The 17,826-nt window shown below is 65.9% G+C and carries 16 protein-coding genes; 8 read left to right on the top strand and 8 right to left on the bottom strand.

Annotation, left to right across the window (positions count from 1 at the left end; genetic code table 11):
* Window positions 1-7: 7 nt before the first annotated feature.
* From BRA471DRAFT_RS10865 to BRA471DRAFT_RS10855, 3 genes are read right to left on the bottom strand one after another with little or no spacing between them, the layout of a single operon-like run.
* On the bottom strand, window positions 8-271 hold the full coding sequence (locus tag BRA471DRAFT_RS10865) for a DUF6111 family protein (RefSeq protein WP_007607045.1): 264 nt from the start codon (window positions 269-271) through the stop codon (window positions 8-10).
* Window positions 268-939, bottom strand: a complete 672-nt coding sequence (locus BRA471DRAFT_RS10860) for a CoA pyrophosphatase (protein WP_007607044.1) — start codon at window positions 937-939, stop codon at window positions 268-270. The genes BRA471DRAFT_RS10865 and BRA471DRAFT_RS10860 overlap by 4 nt, the downstream gene beginning before the upstream one ends.
* Window positions 936-1,547: a DUF1285 domain-containing protein gene (locus tag BRA471DRAFT_RS10855; RefSeq protein WP_007607043.1), complete on the bottom strand. Its 612-nt coding sequence runs from the start codon at window positions 1,545-1,547 to the stop codon at window positions 936-938. Before BRA471DRAFT_RS10855 ends, BRA471DRAFT_RS10860 begins: the two co-directional genes overlap by 4 nt.
* Window positions 1,548-1,827: 280 nt before the next feature.
* On the opposite strand from BRA471DRAFT_RS10855, the gene BRA471DRAFT_RS10850 reads away from it, so the two are divergent.
* From BRA471DRAFT_RS10850 to BRA471DRAFT_RS10820, 7 genes are all read left to right on the top strand, one after another.
* The gene (locus BRA471DRAFT_RS10850) at window positions 1,828-2,826 is read left to right on the top strand and encodes a MoxR family ATPase (protein WP_007607042.1); all 999 of its coding nucleotides are present in this window, start codon (window positions 1,828-1,830) and stop codon (window positions 2,824-2,826) included.
* Window positions 2,826-3,770 carry a DUF58 domain-containing protein gene (locus BRA471DRAFT_RS10845; RefSeq protein ID WP_007607041.1) on the top strand — a complete coding sequence of 315 codons (945 nt, stop codon included), beginning with the start codon at window positions 2,826-2,828 and terminating at the stop codon, window positions 3,768-3,770. The genes BRA471DRAFT_RS10850 and BRA471DRAFT_RS10845 overlap by 1 nt, the downstream gene beginning before the upstream one ends.
* Window positions 3,767-6,580: a DUF4159 domain-containing protein gene (locus BRA471DRAFT_RS10840; RefSeq protein ID WP_007607040.1), complete on the top strand. Its 2,814-nt coding sequence runs from the start codon at window positions 3,767-3,769 to the stop codon at window positions 6,578-6,580. Before BRA471DRAFT_RS10845 ends, BRA471DRAFT_RS10840 begins: the two co-directional genes overlap by 4 nt.
* Window positions 6,581-6,587: 7 nt before the next feature.
* Complete coding sequence (locus BRA471DRAFT_RS10835) at window positions 6,588-8,651, top strand: hypothetical protein (RefSeq protein ID WP_007607039.1); 2,064 nt, start codon at window positions 6,588-6,590, stop codon at window positions 8,649-8,651.
* Window positions 8,652-8,695: 44 nt separating this feature from the next.
* Window positions 8,696-9,742, top strand: coding sequence for an alpha/beta fold hydrolase (locus BRA471DRAFT_RS10830; protein ID WP_007607038.1), 1,047 nt, complete (start codon window positions 8,696-8,698; stop codon window positions 9,740-9,742).
* A gap of 157 nt (window positions 9,743-9,899) precedes the next feature.
* Complete coding sequence (locus BRA471DRAFT_RS10825) at window positions 9,900-10,304, top strand: DUF2946 domain-containing protein (RefSeq protein WP_035973847.1); 405 nt, start codon at window positions 9,900-9,902, stop codon at window positions 10,302-10,304.
* A 148-nt stretch (window positions 10,305-10,452) separates the two neighbouring features.
* Window positions 10,453-12,840: a TonB-dependent receptor gene (locus BRA471DRAFT_RS10820; RefSeq protein ID WP_007607035.1), complete on the top strand. Its 2,388-nt coding sequence runs from the start codon at window positions 10,453-10,455 to the stop codon at window positions 12,838-12,840.
* A gap of 22 nt (window positions 12,841-12,862) precedes the next feature.
* Here the strand turns inward: BRA471DRAFT_RS10820 and BRA471DRAFT_RS10815 are convergent, their stop codons facing one another.
* The 5 genes from BRA471DRAFT_RS10815 to BRA471DRAFT_RS10795 form a co-directional block, all read right to left on the bottom strand.
* Complete coding sequence (locus BRA471DRAFT_RS10815; RefSeq protein ID WP_231171094.1) at window positions 12,863-14,020, bottom strand: hypothetical protein; 1,158 nt, start codon at window positions 14,018-14,020, stop codon at window positions 12,863-12,865.
* 31 nt (window positions 14,021-14,051) lie between these two features.
* Window positions 14,052-14,729 carry a class I SAM-dependent methyltransferase gene (locus tag BRA471DRAFT_RS10810; protein WP_007607032.1) on the bottom strand — a complete coding sequence of 226 codons (678 nt, stop codon included), beginning with the start codon at window positions 14,727-14,729 and terminating at the stop codon, window positions 14,052-14,054.
* 37 nt (window positions 14,730-14,766) lie between these two features.
* Entirely contained in the window at window positions 14,767-15,282 is a 516-nt protein-coding gene (locus BRA471DRAFT_RS10805) for a GNAT family N-acetyltransferase (protein ID WP_007607031.1), read from the bottom strand.
* Between the two features lie 67 nt (window positions 15,283-15,349).
* Window positions 15,350-16,297 carry a glycosyltransferase family 2 protein gene (locus BRA471DRAFT_RS10800; RefSeq protein WP_007607030.1) on the bottom strand — a complete coding sequence of 316 codons (948 nt, stop codon included), beginning with the start codon at window positions 16,295-16,297 and terminating at the stop codon, window positions 15,350-15,352.
* 62 nt (window positions 16,298-16,359) lie between these two features.
* The gene (locus tag BRA471DRAFT_RS10795) at window positions 16,360-16,851 is read right to left on the bottom strand and encodes an NUDIX domain-containing protein (RefSeq protein WP_007607028.1); all 492 of its coding nucleotides are present in this window, start codon (window positions 16,849-16,851) and stop codon (window positions 16,360-16,362) included.
* An 80-nt stretch (window positions 16,852-16,931) separates the two neighbouring features.
* On the opposite strand from BRA471DRAFT_RS10795, the gene BRA471DRAFT_RS10790 reads away from it, so the two are divergent.
* Complete coding sequence (locus BRA471DRAFT_RS10790) at window positions 16,932-17,813, top strand: metallophosphoesterase (protein WP_007607026.1); 882 nt, start codon at window positions 16,932-16,934, stop codon at window positions 17,811-17,813.
* Window positions 17,814-17,826: the final 13 nt, after the last annotated feature.

Here is a 17,826-nt window from a genome sequence, read left to right as displayed (position 1 = left end):
GCCGGTCCTATCTTTCCACGCCCGGCACGAGCTTGCCGTTCTCGACATGGGCGGGGACATAGGTGGAATCCGGCGCAGCGCCGGAGAAATGCGCAAAGCCGATCAGGCCCGCGATCACCAGCACGAGCGCCGCCAGCATCAGGCGCGCGACGATGATGGTCGGCCAGGACGATTGCACGAACAGGCCGGAGCGCGTGGCGGCGAGGAACAGCGCATAGACGGCAAAGGGAACGAGGAAGATTCCGATCTCGGTCAGGATCGGTCTGATCATGATGAATAGATCCGCTCGTAGAGCACACGCAGCATGCCGGCCGTCGCGCCCCAGATGTAGCGTTCCGCAAACGGCATCGCGTAGTAGGACCGCTCCATGCCGCGGAATTCCTTGCTATGCACCTGGTGGTTGGCCGGGTTCATCAGGAAGGATAGCGGCACTTCGAACGCATCATCAACCTCGGAATGGTTGATCGTCAGCTCAAAACCCGGGCGCACCCTGGCAACCGTCGGCAGGATGCGGAAGCCGAAGCCGGTGCCGTAGAGATCGAGATAGCCGATCGGCTCGACGAAGTCTCTGGACAGCCCGACCTCCTCCTCGGCCTCGCGCAGCGCCGCATCGAGCGGCGAGCGGTCGATCGCGTCGATCTTGCCGCCGGGAAAGGCGATCTGGCCGGCATGGTCGTTCAGATGCGCCGACCGCTGCGTCAGAAGGATGGTCGGCTCGGGATGATCGACCACCGCGATCAACACCGCCGCCGGCCGCACCGGCTGCTCGCGCGCGATGATCTCGAGCATCTTGTCGGTGCCGGGATCGCCCGAGGCCGGAATGATGTTGGGATCGTAGAGACCGGGCGGAACGTCGAAGCCGAGCCGCGCCGTGGAGCGGGCGAAGAAATCGGCCGCACCGATCACGGCGGGATCGTTCCTGGAGATAGGCTTGTTCAAAGCGCGGCCCTCACCTGCTCCGCATCGGCCATGGCGAAGAATTCGCCGGCCGATTCGACACCGAACATCGGCTGGCCATCGACCATCCGCTCCTCACCCATGTCAACCAGATCGTAATAGAGCGCGCGGGTGACCTTGGCCCAGAGCTCGGCGCGGACATGCAGATAGGGCGTCAGCCCGCCGTCTTTGGCCTGCTCGAAGCGCAGCCGGTGCGCCGCATCGCAGGTGACCCAGTCGTCGACATTGGTGCGGAAGCGGAGCACGCGGTGGTTGTCCTCGCCGTCCTTCTGCATCTCGACCGCCATGAACGGCGCGTCGTCGACGCGAATGCCGACCTTCTCCACCGGCGTGACGAGGAAATGCTTGTCGCCTTCACGCTTGAGGATGGTCGAGAACAGGCGAACCAAGGCATGACGGCCGATTGGCGTCCCCAAATAGAACCAAGTACCATCGGAGGCGATTCGAATGTCGAGATCGCCGCAGAACGGCGGATTCCACAAATGCACCGGAGGCAGGCCCTTTTTGGCACCTTCGGCATCGGCAGCAGTTTTGGCAGCGGCAGTCAGCCCCTCGAGACCGCGATCGGCGCTCTGCCCTTGGTTCGCCATGGTTTGCCCTGACTTTGTCATTTGGCACGATCGGTCATTTGGCACGATTGGTGCAGGTTTACGTTGTATCCGGGTGCTCGGTTCCACCCCGCATTTGTCCGGTGTGGAGGTCGCCACTTCGTGATGCCCTACATATCCCTAAGCCGATAAGGTGGGGATAGGTTAATTCAACGAATACATGGCCTTCCTGCAAGTCTAGCATAGGGCCCGCGTCTTGAGTTGAGGACGTGATGACATGACGACGCAAGCGAGCCGCATGGCAGGCTGAAGGAGCTAACGGATGGCGGAGAGTGTCGAGAAGCTCGAAGACGGTGTCGTCCGTTCGGCCGAGCAGGTGTCGAGCCAGATTCGCGCGGCAAAGGATGCGATTGCGTCCGTCATCTTCGGTCAGGATCGCGTGATCGAGAACACGCTGGTCACCATCCTCTCCGGCGGCCATGCGCTGTTGATCGGCGTCCCCGGCCTCGCCAAGACCAAGCTGGTCGAGACGCTCGGCGTCACGCTCGGCCTCGATGCCAAGCGCATCCAGTTCACGCCCGATCTGATGCCTTCGGACATTCTCGGCGCCGAGGTGCTCGACGAGAGCACCTCCGGCAAGCGTGCCTTCCGCTTCATCTCCGGCCCCGTGTTCGCGCAACTGCTGATGGCCGACGAGATCAACCGCGCCAGCCCGCGCACGCAGTCGGCGCTGCTGCAGGCGATGCAGGAGCAGCACATCACCGTTGCCGGCGCGCGTCACGATCTGCCGAAGCCGTTCCACGTGCTCGCCACGCAAAACCCGCTGGAGCAGGAAGGCACCTATCCGCTGCCTGAAGCCCAGCTCGACCGTTTCCTGATGGAGATCGACGTCGACTATCCCGATCGCGACGCCGAGCGCCGCATCCTGTTCGAAACCACCGGCGCCGACGAAACGCTGGCGAAGGGCGCCATGACACCTGACGCACTCATCACCGCGCAGCGGCTGATCCGGCGCCTGCCGGTCGGCGATTCCGTGGTCGAGGCGATCCTGTCGCTGGTGCGGTCGGCCCGTCCGGGTCCGGACGGCGGCGACACCAGCAAGTTCATCGCCTGGGGACCGGGCCCGCGCGCCAGCCAATCGCTGATGCTCGCGGTGCGCGCACGCGCGCTGATCGACGGCCGCCTCGCGCCCTCGATCGACGACGTGCTCGACCTCGCCGAGCCCGTGCTGAAGCACCGCATGGCGCTGACGTTCCAGGCGCGCGCCGAAGGCCGCACGATTCCGGACGTCATCAAGCAGCTCAAGACACGGATCGGTTGATGGCCGCAGAGAACGGGCGCGCAGCGAAGGAGATCATCGCGATCCGACGTGCCGATGGCGAAAGCCGCACGCTCGCCGCTTCGCTGCCGCGCCTGGTGCTCGAGGCCCGCCGTATCGCCGCCAACGTCATCCACGGTTTGCACGGCCGCCGTCGCGCCGGCTCCGGCGAAAATTTCTGGCAGTACCGCCGCTTCGTCTCCGGCGAGCCGTCGCAGAACGTCGACTGGCGGCGCTCGGCGCGTGACGATCTTCTCTATGTCCGCGAGCTCGAATGGGAAGCCTCGCACACGGTCTGGATCTGGCCCGACCGCTCGCCCTCGATGGCGTTCGCTTCGAAGCAGGCGCGCGAATCCAAGCTCGAGCGGACGCTGATCGTCGCCTTCGCGCTGGCCGAGCTGCTCGTCTCCGGCGGCGAACGCGTCGGCATTCCCGGGCTGATGGCACCGACCGCGAGCCGCAGCGTCATCGACAAGATGGCGCAGGCGATGCTGCATGACGATGCCGACCGCCTGAGCCTGCCACCATCCTTCGTGCCCGCGGCGCTGGCCGAGACGATCGTGCTGTCGGACTTCTGGTCGCCGATCTCCGAGATCAGGACCACGCTCGCCGGCCTGTCCGGCTCCGGTGCGCATGGCACGCTGGTGCAAATCGTCGATCCCGCCGAGGAATCATTCCCGTATTCCGGCCGCGTCGAGTTCGTCGAGCCCGAGGGATTCGGCGTGATCACCGCCGGCCGCGCCGAGAGCTGGGCGCAGGATTACACCACGCGGCTCGCGCTGCACCGCGACCAGATCCGCGCCGAGACCAACAAGCTCGACTGGCTGTTCACGACGCATGCGACCGACCGCTCGGCCGCTGAGCTCTTGCTGTTCCTGCATGCCGGCATGCAGGTGAGCAAATCGGGCGCCCGCACCACGACCATCAAGGCGGGGCCGGCCGCATGATGGGACTGCCGCTCGCCTTCACCGAACCGCTGCTCCTGATCGGCCTCGTCAGCCTGCCGGTGCTGTGGTGGCTGTTGCGCGTGATGCCGCCGCGGCCACGCCGCATCGAGTTTCCGCCGACGCGCCTGCTGTTCGACATCGCACCGCGCGAAGAGACCCCGTCGCGGACGCCGTGGTGGCTGACCGCATTGCGGCTCATGGCTGCGGCGCTGGTCATTTTCGCCGCCGCCGGCCCGATCTGGAATCCGCAAACGGGCGCGGCCACGAGCAAGGCGCCGCTGATGATCATGTTCGACGACGGCTGGAGCGCGGCATCGAACTGGGACATCCGGATCAGGGCCGCCGACGAGTTGATCGCCAGTGCCGAGAACGACCGCCGTGCGATTGCGCTGGTGCCGCTGTCCGAGCCGAACCGCGATATCACCCTGATGCCGGCGGGCGCCGCGCGCGTCGCGCTGCGGCAGCTGACGCCAAAGCCGTATTCGATCGAGCGCGTCGAGACCCTGACCGCCATCGATCGCTTCCTGAAAGCGACCGGCGACTGCGAGATCGCCTGGCTCTCCGACAGCGTCGACACCGGTCGCGGCGAGGAATTCGTGACGGGCCTCGGCAAGACCATCGGCGATCGCAGCCTGACCGTGTTCGAAGGCGGCACCTCGTCGCCGCTGGCCCTGGTCGCGGCCGAGAACGCCGCAGCCAAAATGACGGTGAAGGTGCTGCGCACCGACAGCGGCATTGCCATCGGCACCGTGCGCGCGCTGGACCAGAAGGCCTCGCCGATCGGCGAGGCCCGTTATTCGTTCGGCCCGCAGGACAAGGAAGTTGAAGCTTCGTTCGATCTGCCGGTCGAGCTGCGCAACGACATCACGCGGCTGGAAATTGCCGGCGAGCGCTCCGCAGGCGCGGTGCAGCTGCTCGACAAGCGCTGGCGCCGCCGCGCCATCGGCATCGTCTCGGGCTCCACCAGCGAGACCGCGCAGCCGCTGTTGGCGCCGACCTTCTATCTCACCCGCGCGCTGGCGCCGTTCGCCGACGTGCGGCTCGCCGACAAGGGCTCGCCGCAGCAGGGCATTACTCAGTTCCTCGACCAGAAGCTGCCGATGATCATCCTTGCCGATGTCGGCACCATCGCGCCTGAAATCCGCGAGCGTCTCAATGCCTGGATCGACCAGGGCGGCGTGCTGGTGCGGTTCGCCGGTCCGCGGCTGGCGCAGGCCGAGGACGATCTCGTCCCGGTCAAGCTGCGCAAGGGCGGCCGGACGCTCGGCGGCAGCCTGACCTGGGAAAAGCCGCAACATCTGGCCTCCTTTGCCGCCGACGGTCCGTTTGCCGGAGTCGTGGTCCCCAAGGACGTCACCATCAGCCGCCAGGTGCTGGCCGAGCCCGACGCCGTGCTCGCCACCAAGAGCTGGGCGTCGCTGGAAGACGGCACGCCGCTGGTAACCGGCGAGCATCGCGGCAAGGGCGTGGTCAGCCTGTTCCACGTCAGCGCCGACATGCGCTGGTCGGATCTGCCGATGTCGGGCACCTTCGTTGAAATCCTGCGGCGCGTCGTCGACATGTCCGGCTATACCGCCAAGCCGGGGGCAGGCGTTGCCACTGAAGGGACCGCCGAGACGGTGGCGCCGCTGCATATCCTCGACGGCTTCGGCGCATTCGGTCCGCCGCCGGCCGCCGCAAAGCCGCTGCCCGCGGATTATCGCGACCGCGCCACACCCGATCATCCGCCAGGCTTCTATGGTCCGGCAGAAGGACCGCTCGCCGTGAACACGCTTGCCAGCGCCGACCGTATCGCAGCCCTGAACACCGCGAGCCTGCGCGCCCGCCGCGCCACTTACACCAATGCCGAACCGCAGGATTTGCGCGGCTGGCTGCTGTCGACGGCGCTCGCGCTGTTCCTGATCGACGCCATCATCGTCGCGGTGCTCGGCGGCGGCCTTGCCGCGCTGCTGCGCCGCCGCGCCGCGCCCGCGATGATCGTCGTTGGGTTGGCTCTCGCGGGCCTCGCCTCGTTCGTGCCGACGCCGTCGCACGCGGACAGCGCGTCCGACGAGTTCGCGATGAAGGCGGTGTCGCAGACCCGCCTCGCTTATGTCGTGACCGGCAATGCCGACGTTGATTCCATCGTCAGGGCTGGGCTATCGGGACTGACGCTGTTCCTGGCCCAGCGCACCGCGCTCGAGGCCGGCGACCCCGTCGGCATCGATCCGGCGCGCGACGAGCTCGCCTTCTTCCCGCTGATCTACTGGCCGATCGTGCCGGGCGCGCCCAAGCCGTCGCGGGACGCCATCAACAAGATCGACGTCTACATGAAGCAGGGCGGCACCGTGCTGTTCGACACCCGCGACGCGGTCGAAGCGCCGCCCGGCGCGAACGGCGCCGCGCAGACCCCCGCCATGCAGACGCTCCGCGAGATCCTGTCCTCGCTCGATGTGCCCGAGCTGGAGCCGGTGCCGCGCGAGCACGTGCTGACCAAGACCTTCTTTCTCCTGCGCGACTTCCCCGGCCGCTTCACCACCGGCCAGACCTGGGTCGAGACCTTGCCGCGTGAAGACGATGACGACGGCGCGCAACGGCCGGCGCGCGGCGGCGACGGCGTCTCGCCGATCATCATCACCTCGAACGACCTGGCCGGCGCATGGGCCGTGCGGCCCGACGGCCAGTCCATGCTGCCGGTGACCGGCGGCGACCCCCGCCAGCGCGAATTCGCCTATCGCGCTGGCGCCAACATCGTGATGTACACGCTGACCGGCAACTACAAGGCCGATCAGGTGCACGCGCCGGCCCTGATCGAACGGCTGGGGCAGTAGGATCTATATGAATTACGGCATCGCATTCACGCCGCTTGTTCCCACGATCGTCCTGTGGCTCGCGCTGGCCGCGATCATCGTCATCGCGCTCGTGCTGCTGCTGGCACGTGCGCGCGGCGCTGCCGTGCGCGTGGCCGCGTTGGCGCTGTTCCTGCTGGCGCTCGCCAATCCCTCCTTCACCCGCGAGGACCGCGATCCCCTCACCTCTGTCGCCGCGATCGTCGTCGACAAGAGCCCGAGCCAGAATTTCGGCAATCGCAATCGCGAGGCCGCTCAGGCGCAGGAAGCGCTGGTCGACAGCCTGAAGAAGATCAAGGGGCTCGAGGTCCGCGTCGTCGATGCCGGACAGGCCGACGGCGAGACCGACGGCACCAAGCTGTTCGGCGCGCTGGCCTCGGCCTTGTCGGACGTGCCTGTCGACCGCGTCGCCGGCGCCTTCCTGATCACCGACGGCCGCGTTCACGACATTCCGGCCAACGCCGCCGGGCTCGGCTTCCAGGCGCCGGTGCACGCGCTGATCACCGGGCAAAAAGACGAGCGCGACCGCCGTATCGCGGTCATCGCGGCGCCGCGCTTCGGCATCGTCGGGCAGCCCCAGACCATCACCTACCGCCTCGATGACCAGGGCGTCAGCGGCGAGCGCGCCAAGGTCACGGTCCGCAGGGACGGCGAGGTCATCAACGAGCGCACGCTGGGAAGCGGCCAGAGCGCAAGCGTCGATGTCGACATCAAGCATTCCGGGCCGAACATCGTCGAGATCGAGGCCTCGCCGCTCGAGCGGGAACTGACGCCGGTGAACAACCGTGCCGTCGTCGCCATCGACGGTGTGCGCGACAAGCTGCGCGTGCTGCTGGTCTCGGGCGAGCCGCATTCCGGCGAGCGCACCTGGCGCAACCTGCTCAAGTCCGATGCCAGCGTCGATCTCGTCCACTTCACCATTCTGCGGCCGCCGGAGAAGCAGGACGGCACGCCGATCAATGAATTGTCGCTGATCGCATTTCCGACCCGCGAGCTGTTCCAGCAGAAGATCAACGAATTCCAGCTGATCATCTTCGACCGCTATGCGCGCCAGGGCGTGCTGCCGATCGCCTATTTCGACAACATCGCACGCTACGTGCGGTCCGGCGGCGCAGTGCTGGTCTCGGCCGGCCCTGATTACGCCTCCAACACCAGCATCTGGCGCACGCCGCTGGATTCGGTGCTGCCGGCCGAACCCGTCGGGGTGACGGAAAAGCCGTTCTACGCGCATCTGTCCGACGTCGGCAAACGCCATCCCGTCACGCGGGGCCTCGAGGGTTCGGCCTCCGAGCCGCCGCGCTGGAGCAGGTTCTTCCGCACCGTCGATACCCGCAATGCAGTCAACCCGCCCGTCATGACGGGCGTCGACGGCAAGCCGCTGCTGTTCCTGTCCCGCTTCGGCGAAGGCCGCGTCGCGCTGCTGCTCTCCGACCACATCTGGCTGTGGGCGCGCGGCTATGAAGGCGGCGGCCCGCATCTCGACCTGTTGCGGCGGATGTCGCACTGGCTGATGAAGCAGCCCGATCTGGACGAGGAAGCGTTGCGCCTGCAGGTGCAGGGCAAGAATCTCGTGGTGGTGCGCCAGACCATGGCGGACAGCGTTCAGCCGGTGAGCGTGACCTCGCCGTCGGGCGTGTCGCGCGACCTGACGCTTGCGGCCGGCGATCCCGGCGAATGGCGCGCCAGCCTGCCGGCGAGCGAGCTCGGCCTGTGGCAAGCCACCGACGGCACGCTGAAGGCGCTGATCAATGTCGGCCCGACCAATCCGAAGGAGTTTTCGGAAGTCACCTCCACCACCGAGACGTTGAAGCCCCTGACCCAGGCCACCGGCGGTGACGCCGTGCGGGTGGTCGACGGCGCCAGCGTCGAGCTGCCGCGCATCCTGCCGGTCCGCTCGGCGAGCGTCTTCCACGGTGACGGCTGGATGGGCGTGCGGATGCGCGACGCCAGCGTCGTGAAGGGCGTCGGCGTGCTGCCGATCTTTGCCGGCCTGATCGGGTTGCTGCTGCTGCTTGGCGCGTTTGCCGCGACCTGGATCCGCGAAGGGCGCTAGGCGGCTCACGCGCCTCCCTTCGCTTCAAGCGGAGTTTCTCGACCATGACAGACCCACTTCAACCGATCGGTTCTGGAGCCGAACGAACGCTCGACCAGCGCACGTTCAGCTCGCCTCGTCAGACAACGCGCTACATCCAGTGCGGGCCGGCGGACGGACCATTGATGATCTTCGTCCATGGCTGGCCGAGCATCAGTTTGATGTGGCGCGCGCAGATGGGCGCGTTTGCCGCCGACGGTTGGCACTGCGTCGCTCCCGATCTGCGCGGCTACGGCGGCTCTTCCACCCCTGCAGCCAACGACGCCTATACCATCGAGAAAATCGTGACGGACATGGCCGAACTCCATGATCACCTTGGCGGCAAGCCTGCGATCTGGGTTGGCCACGACTGGGGCTGTGTTGTGGTCGGTGAGTTGGTCGCGCATCAGCCCAAGCGCAGCCGCGGAGTCGTGCTGACCTCGCTGGCGTATCAACCCGACGGGCACGCCCTGCGCACAGTCGTCCCGCTGGTCGACCGAACGATTTATCCGGCTGACCAATATCCGGACGGCCAATGGGATTACTACCGTTACTACACCACGCACTTCGAGGCGGCAGTCGCCGATCTCGATGCAGAATTGGCAGCATCGCTGGCGTCGATCTTTCGGCCAGGCGACCCCGCCGGCATCGGCAAGGTTTCGCCGAATGCGATGGTCACGCGCAATGGAGGGCGCTTTGGCGCCGCGCACCGCGCCCCGCTGATTGAGCCCGATCCGGCTCTCTGGCCGCCGGCGGACTTCGACGTGCTGGTGCAGACGTTCAAGACTCATGGCTTCCGCCCATCCTGCGCGTGGTACCTGAACGACGACGCCAACATCGCCTATGCGCGCAAGGCACCCAGTGGCGGCCGCCTGTCGCAGCCGGTGCTGTTCGTTAACGGCGACTTTGATCAGATCTGCAGCATCACCGGAAATCGCCAAGGTGACCCGATGCGGGCCGCCTGCCCGGACCTGACCGTGACGAGCCTGCCCGCGGGGCATTGGCTGCCGCTGGAGCGCAAGGCAGAACTCATCGAGGCCATCCGCACCTGGCTCCAGAGCAAAAAGCTCTGATGCCGTAGGCGTTCAGTTGCCCGCACGACACAGCGAGGAGCCGGCCCGCTCGGGTCGGCTCGACAGCGGTTGACATCCACTGACCGATCGGGCGATGTTACATTATAACGTCGCGGGATCAGGGATGGTCCCTCGCGATGTGGGGTGGCGTTTCCAGATGAAGTGGTTTCGGTCGAATATCAGGCACGGCGCCCGGCTCGCGATCTTCGCGATGCTGGTGCAGTTCGCGCTGACGTTCGGCCACAGCCATTGGTTCGCCCAGGCCGCTCCCCTCGCCCAGTCCTCGCTGCAGCAGACCGACAGCAACCACGGACTCGCTTCGATCGACCGCGCCGCGGTCGAGCGGCAATCGCCGGTGGCTCCCGACCGGGAGCACCCGGGCGAGGACAATTGCGCGATCTGCGCATTGGTCGCGATGGCCGGCACCGTCATGTTTGCGGCGCCGCCTGTGTTGTTGCTGCCGCAGGCGATCGAGCTGCTCTACCGCACCACCGACGCCGAATTCGTCCACCTGAAATCGGCCGGCACGGCATTCCAGCCCCGCGCCCCTCCCGCGTCCTGACTTCCAACAACGCTTGATCACGCCCGGGCTCGCCGCTTTCAGGCGCGTACCCGGGAGCAGTTGAAGTCGAATTCCGTCGTGCAGCGACGGCAGGCCGCCGCCGATCAGCAGACCATCATGCGGACGGCGCCTGACTGGAATCAAGACCATGTCATTTGAATTGCGACGCGTGCAGCATCTCGCCGGAGCAAGCCTGCTCCTGCTCGGCGCCGCCGCCACATCCGCGCTCGCCCAAGAACCTGTACAACAGCCTTCGCAGGATAAGTCGTCGACGGAAATCCCTGCCGTCACCGTGACGGCGCCAAGCCCGATCGTGCGTAGAGCCGTGGTGCCGACCCGCAGCCCGGTCCGCGTCGCCCACACCGGACGATCGCGCAGCCGCCAGCCCGCGGCGGAAGCCACGCCGGCGGCAGCGGCTACCGCCGCCGCACCTCAGCAGGGCGTGCTGCCCATCGTGACCAACCAGTTCGCGACGGTCACGGTGGTGCCGAACGAGGAGATCCGCCGCGAGGGCGGCGGCCAGCTCGGCGACCTCCTGTTCTCGAAACCCGGCATCACCGGATCGAGCTTCGCGCCCGGCGCCTCCAGCCGGCCGATCATCCGGGGGGTCGACGTCAACCGCGTCGGCATCGTCGAGAACGGCACCAATGCCGGCGGCGCCTCCGATCTCGGCGAGGACCATTTCGTCCCGATCGATCCGCTCGCGACCAACCAGGTCGAAGTGGTGCGCGGGCCGGCTGCGCTGCGCTACGGCTCGACCTCGATCGGCGGCGTCGTCAGCGCCACCAACAACCGCATTCCGGACGCGCTGCCCTCCTGCGCGCCATCGTTCCAGGCCTACGGCATGCCCACCAAGGCGCCGCTCGCGAGCGCCGCGACGTCGCCTTGCGTCACCGCCGAAACGCGCAGCGCGTTCAGCTCGGTCGATCGCGGCGTCGAAAGCGGCGTGCTGCTCGACACCGGCGGCGGCAATTTTGCCTTCCATGCCGACGTCTACGGCCGCAACACCACCGATTACAGCATTCCGAGCTACCCGTATCTGAATGATCAGACGCGGACCGTCGCCAACGGCCGCCAGCCCAATTCGGCGACGCGCTCGGACGGCGCCTCGATCGGCGGCTCCTACTTTTTCCAGGGAGGCTATATCGGTGCGGCGATCACGCAGAACGACGCGCTCTACCACATCCCCGGCATCGACGGCGCCGACCACAACACGCGGATCGACGGCCACCAGACCAAGATCAACGTCAAGGGCGAGTACCATCCCGACGCCGCCGCGATCGATGCGGTCCGTTTCTGGGCCGGCGCGACGGACTACAGGCACAACGAGATCGGGCTCGCGGACACGACCGACCCGACGACGGATGGCGTGCGGCAGACCTTCACCAACAAGGAGCAGGAGCTCCGCACCGAAGTGCAGCTGATGCCGTTCAACGCGCGCTTCGCCGAGGTGACGACGGCGTTCGGCTTCCAGGCGGGCCACCAGGAGCTGACCGCGCCAAGCCCGGATGATCCCGGCGCGCTATTCAATGGATTGTGGGACCCGAACCGGAACTACCGGGTCGCGGGTTACGTCTTCAACGAGTTCAAATTCACCGAACAGACCAAGGCGCAGATCGCGGGCCGGATCGAACATGTCGAACTGCACGGGTCGACGCCCGATTTCCCCGCAGACTTCCTGCCCGACGGGACGCCGCAAACGAGCACCGTCCGCAATCCGTCTTTCACGCCGAAGAGCGGCAGCATCGGCTTGCTGCAAGACCTGCCGGGCGGCATGGTCGGCAGCATCACCGCGCAATATGTCGAGCGTGCGCCCAAGCCCGCCGAACTGTTCTCGCGCGGCGGCCATGATGCGACCGCGACCTTCGACATCGGCAATCCGAACCTCACCATCGAGACCGCGAAGTCGGTCGAAATCGGCTTGCGCAAAGCGACCGGACCATTCCGGTTCGAGGCGACCGCCTATTACACGCACTTCGACAATTTCATCTATCGCCGCCTTACCGGCGTGATGTGCGACGGCGATTTTGCCTCCTGCGGCGCGCCCGATGCAGAGCTGAACCAGGCGGTCTACTCACAACGCAATGCCAACTTCCGCGGCGGCGAATTCCAGTCGCAGCTCGACGTCGGTGCATTCCAGGGCGGCATCTGGGGCATCGAGAACCAGTTCGACGTGGTCCGGGCCACCTTCACCGACGGCACCAATGTGCCGCGCATTCCGCCGGTGCGGCTGGGCGGCGGCGTGTTCTGGCGCGACGACAACTGGCTTGCCCGCATCAACCTGTTGCACGCATTCGCGCAGAACAACGTCGCCGTGATCGCGGAGACGCCGACGGCAGGCTACAATTTGCTGAAGGCCGAGGTCAGCTACAAGACCAAGCTCAACCCGAATGCATTCGGCGCGCGCGAGATGCTGCTCGGCCTCGTCGGCAACAATCTGTTGAACGAAAACATCCGCAATTCGGTGTCGTACACCAAGGACGAGGTGTTGATGCCCGGCATCGGCGTGCGGGCCTTTGCGAACTTCAAGTTCTGAAAGCGCGATAGCTGGCCGAACTTCATCGCGCATTGGCCAAAGCTGCTGCTTCAGGGGCGTCCTCTGCCGCCTCCTGAAACAGCACGGCAAACAGCAGGGTCCACAATGTCAGGAGAGAAATGGGGATCGTGTAATATGGCGTCGCGATCGGATAGGTGAAGAAGAAGGCGAGGTTGAGCGCCAGATTGGCCATCGTGAGCAGCGCGACGCGACGCGTGCCGTTCGCCTGCCGCAACAGCCAGATCGAGCCTGCAATTCCGACCACGATCAGCAGGGTCTGGAGCGGGTCGGCGAGATAGTCCCGGACCACCACGAACGAAAAATCCAGCGGCCTGACATCGGGGTTGTTGCCGTAGGTCGACGCGAACGGACTGCCGGCGTTGACGGCGTAAGAGACGATGGTCGGCATCACGCCGGCCAGCAATGCGACGCCGAACACGGCCCCCTGCAAGAACCGGGACATCGTCCGTTCCGCAAGGAACGCGACGAGGAGAAGCACGCCGTAGCCGGACGCCAGGAAGAGATTTGCCAACCGAAAATCGACGGTCAATCCGAGCAGAAAACCGATCGGCGCCAGCAGCCAGATATTCGGTTGAAATCGTGGGCCCGCCAGCCATCGCGCCGTGAGACATCCAGCGAGCGCGCACACGACGACGGTCGGGGCCATCGAATAGCTCGCCTTGACCGGATTGACCATCAGGTAGATCGCAAGACAGCCGAAAGTCCCGGCCATCAAGACCGACCTCATGCTGCGCGCGAGAGAAAGCGCAAACAGCGCCAAGCCGAGGACGACAACGGTCGCCAGCATGTACATGGGCACCACCTGGTGACCCGGCGGAAACAACGCCAACACAAGGCCGACACCCGGCGGGTATTGAATGACGACCTTCCCCGTGGCCGGCATCAGATTGTGACAGGGCGCAGCACTCGTATCGTTCCAGTCCGGGTAGCCGATCTCCTTCAGCTTTGCTTTCTGATAGCCATCGTCGTCGCGGGTGAGGCTGGTGTCGAAGCCCTCCACCGGTCCGAACCGCTGGAACAGATGCGCCTGCCTGAGGTAGCAGATGTCGTCATAGACGCCGCGAGCCTCGTTCCATCGCATCATGGTCCAGAAATGGCCGACCAGCACCGCGAGAAACAACACGGCGAATACGGCTTTGCTGGTGTGGATTTTCTTCATCGGGATCATGCTGGGGCGGGAGGTCGCTGCTTCAGCGGAATGCAAGATAGAGATTGGACGATAGCGGGCCGAGCGACAAACCGGTGTAGCCCACCGTCGCTGACTTAGAGATGGAAGACTTGGCGGCGAGCCCCAGCAGCCGTTTTCGCGTCATGAGGATCAGGTTCTGCTCGTCGGTCCATTCCGACTTGCCGGCGATCGTGCAGGCGATCCTGAAGGTGCCGTCCAGATAATGCGCCAGCGGGATGGCCGTGTGGTGCTCGACCGGAAAGAACCTGTTGGGCACCGTGATGAACACCCGCCGCGCGACGCGGCAAAGCTCCTCGACCAGGAGCACCTGGTTTCCGTGGCTGCCGGCATGTTCGAGCACGGCATTGGACGTCGCGACGTCGAACGCATTGTCGTCAAACGGCAGCCGCGTATTCGGTTCGATCTGCACGTAACGGCAACGCGGAAAAGCCGCCTTGAATCCTATTCCTTCGCCGAGCCCGCAGGCCGTGATCTTGTGCTGATGCGGGTAGCTTCGCTCCAGCACGTTTGCGCCGTCGTTAATCACGTCGGACACGCCGACATCCAGGATCTCGTCCGCCGCAGACGGCTGCATCCGGGCGATGAAATCCTGGAAAATGCGGTCGCGCGCCGCGATCAACAGCTTTTCCGCCGTGCTCCCGGACGCCACTTCCCGATAATATTGCTGATCGACCGGCACTGCCCTACCTTCATGTGAGCTTCGAAGCGATGGCGCGTCAGGTTCGCGTCTTGCTCCAGTCGGGACCGACCGGCCCCGACACACCTTCGAACGCGCCCTCGACCAGCTCGATGACGAGGAGCCGGTTGTAGTCAACCGGGCCTGGCATCGTGACGCGGCCCTTGGCGACCTGCTTGAAGCCGACGCGGCTGTAATAGGGCTCGTCGCCGACCAGCAGCACCAAGCGATGGCCCTGCGCCTTCGCATCCTTCAGCGCGCGCTCGAGCAGCAACCGGCCGACGCCGCGGCTGCGGAACGGAGGCTCGACCGTCAGGGGTCCCAGCAGCAGTGCCGGCGTGTCGCCGACGCAGATCGGCAATTGCCGGACGGATCCGATCAGCAACGTGCCGACGCGGGCGGTGAAGGAGAGATCGAGCACATGATCCACATGCTCGCGGATGCGGTACGCGCTGAGCACGAAGCGGCCGGGTCCGAAGGTGCGCTCGTGCAGCCGCTCGATTGCCTGAGCATCGCCGGCGGCTTCCGACCGGATGGTGAGGGAGAGATCGTTCATCGCGTCGGCGGGATATCACCTTGGAGGGCAGCGGTCCATACGATTGCGCCCGGCCCCGGAGGCAATTTCAGGTCCGCCCGAGCGGCGGTTGGGACAGGTAGGCGAGCATCTTCATTTCCCGCCGGCCGCGCGTCACGGTGTCGAGCACGAGCCCCGACGAAGCCGAAAGCAGCGCCATGATCATCAGCCCCATGGAGAGCACGGCGGTCGGCAGGCGCGGGACGAGGCCGGTCTCGAGGAAGGTGATCACCACGGGCAATCCGAAAGCGATCGACAGCAGTGCGAGGACGATGCCGATCGCCGAAAAGAAGCGCAGCGGCCGCTCCGACCGATTAAGCTTCAGCATCGTGTTGAAAATGCGCAACCCGTCCTGCCAGGTATTGAGCTTGGAGAAGGAGCCTTCCGGGCGCGCGTAATAGGGCGTCTCGACCTCGGCGACCGGCAGCGCCAATTCCAGCGCATAGACCGCAAACTCGGTCTCGATCTCGAAGCCGCCGGACAGGACCGGAAAGGATTTGACGAAGCGGCGCGAGAACACGCGGTACCCGGACAGGATATCCTTGAAGGCGTGGCCGAAGGTTGATGCCAGGAAACCGGTGAACAGCCGATTGCCGATGCGATGACCGCGCCGGTAGGCGGCTTGCGATTGATCGATACGCAGACCGACAACCATATCCAGATGCTCATCGATGAGCTGATCGATCATGCGCGATGCGCTCGGCGCGTCGTAGGTCGCATCGCCATCGACGAGCACGTAGATGTCCGCCTCGATGTCCGCGAACATGCGGCGCACGACGTGACCTTTGCCCTGGCGCCGTTCGCTGCGCACGATCGCTCCCGCCTCGCGCGCGACCGCCGCGGTGCGGTCGGTCGAGTTGTTGTCGTACACGTAGACCTCGGCCGCAGGCAGTGCCTTGCGGAAATCGGCGACGACCGTCGCGACGGCGGCTTCCTCATTGTAGCAGGGCACCAGCACGGCGACCCGAAATGGCCATGACCTCGTCGATTGAGACAATCTTCATCCCTCGTCCATGCGCCGACACCGCAAGCGCGGCGATTTACTAGCACAGGCAGCCATCATCGCCACGTCGCAATCCGCGGCCTGTCGTGAAGGACTTCCGCGATCCGCAACCGCGTGCCGGGCGTGGTCCCCTCGGGCAGCGCGGTGACCGCGAAGAACCCGCACTCGGCGATCTCGCGGTTGGGCGCGGGCAGGCGATCCTGCTTGAACTGCCTGACGACGTAGACCGCGACATGGTCGCGGCGGGACACGTGACTGTTGAGGAAGATGCCGTGCAGCACGGCGTCGCCGGTGAGATCGATATCCCCCTCCTCCTTGAGCTCGCGCCGCAGCGCCTGCTCCATGGTCTCGCCGAGATCGACGCCGCCGCCGGGCAGATACCAGCCCGTGACGTAGCTGTGCCTGACCAGGAACACCCTGGTGTCGGCATCCAGCACCACGGCGCGGACGCCGAGAGTCATGCCGCGGACCAGCAGGAAATAGGCGTGGAAAATTCGCCGCAGCAGCGGCTCGAATCTCCGTCGGACGCTGTTCAGACCTTCCGCCATCGGGCTCCCTTGATGCCCCGCTTGCACCTGGCCTGCGACCTTGCCATTACAGCGGGCGAATAGCGAGGCAATCGCCCCCCATGGCCCCCTTCACGCTCGCCCATCTGTCCGACCCGCATCTGCCGCCGCTGCCGAAGCCGCGGTGGATCGAGCTCGCGGGCAAGCGCGCGTTCGGCTATGTCAACTGGACGCGCAACCGTCACAAGTACCAGCGCCGCGAGGTGCTCGACGCACTCGTGGCCGACGTGAAGGCGCAAGCTCCCGACCACATCGCGGTCACAGGCGATCTCGTCAATCTGGCGCTGGAGGCGGAGTTCGCGCCGGCGCGCGCCTGGCTGGACGGCGTCGGCCCGCCCGATCGCGTCACCACCATTCCCGGCAATCACGACGCTTATGTTCGCGCCACCTCTCATCGCTTCGGCGAAACCTTCGCGCCCTATCTTGCAGGGGACGACGGCCGTATCGGCTTTCCGAGCCTGCGCCGGCGCGGGCCGCTCGCGCTGATCAGCCTGTCCACGGCGGTGCCCACCTTGCCGTTGATGGCGACAGGTACGCTCGGAGGCGAGCAGCTCGCGTCGCTCGAAGACGTGCTCAAACGGCTCGCAGCCGAGGACGTCTTTCGCGTGCTGCTGGTGCATCATCCGCTGAAGTCCGGCGCGCGCCACAAGCGGATGACCGACTCCGCCGGGCTGCTGACGATTTTGAAACGCCACGGCGTCGAGCTGATCCTGCACGGGCACGACCACATTCATTCGACAATGTGGTTCGACGGGCCCAACGGCAACATTCCCGCAATCGGCGTGCCCTCGGCCTCGTCGCTCGCGCACGGGCACACCCCGGCTGCGGCCTACAATCTGTTCACGATCGAAAAGGACAACACCGGCTGGCGTTGCGAGCAGACGGTGCGGAGCGTGGGGACTGGACTTCAGATCGGGCAGATCAAGCATGTGAGGTTGATCTAATTTAGTTCGCCGT

Source organism: Bradyrhizobium sp. WSM471 (assembly GCF_000244915.1).
GTDB lineage: Bacteria > Pseudomonadota > Alphaproteobacteria > Rhizobiales > Xanthobacteraceae > Bradyrhizobium.
This window is presented reverse-complemented; position numbering and strand designations above follow the sequence as displayed.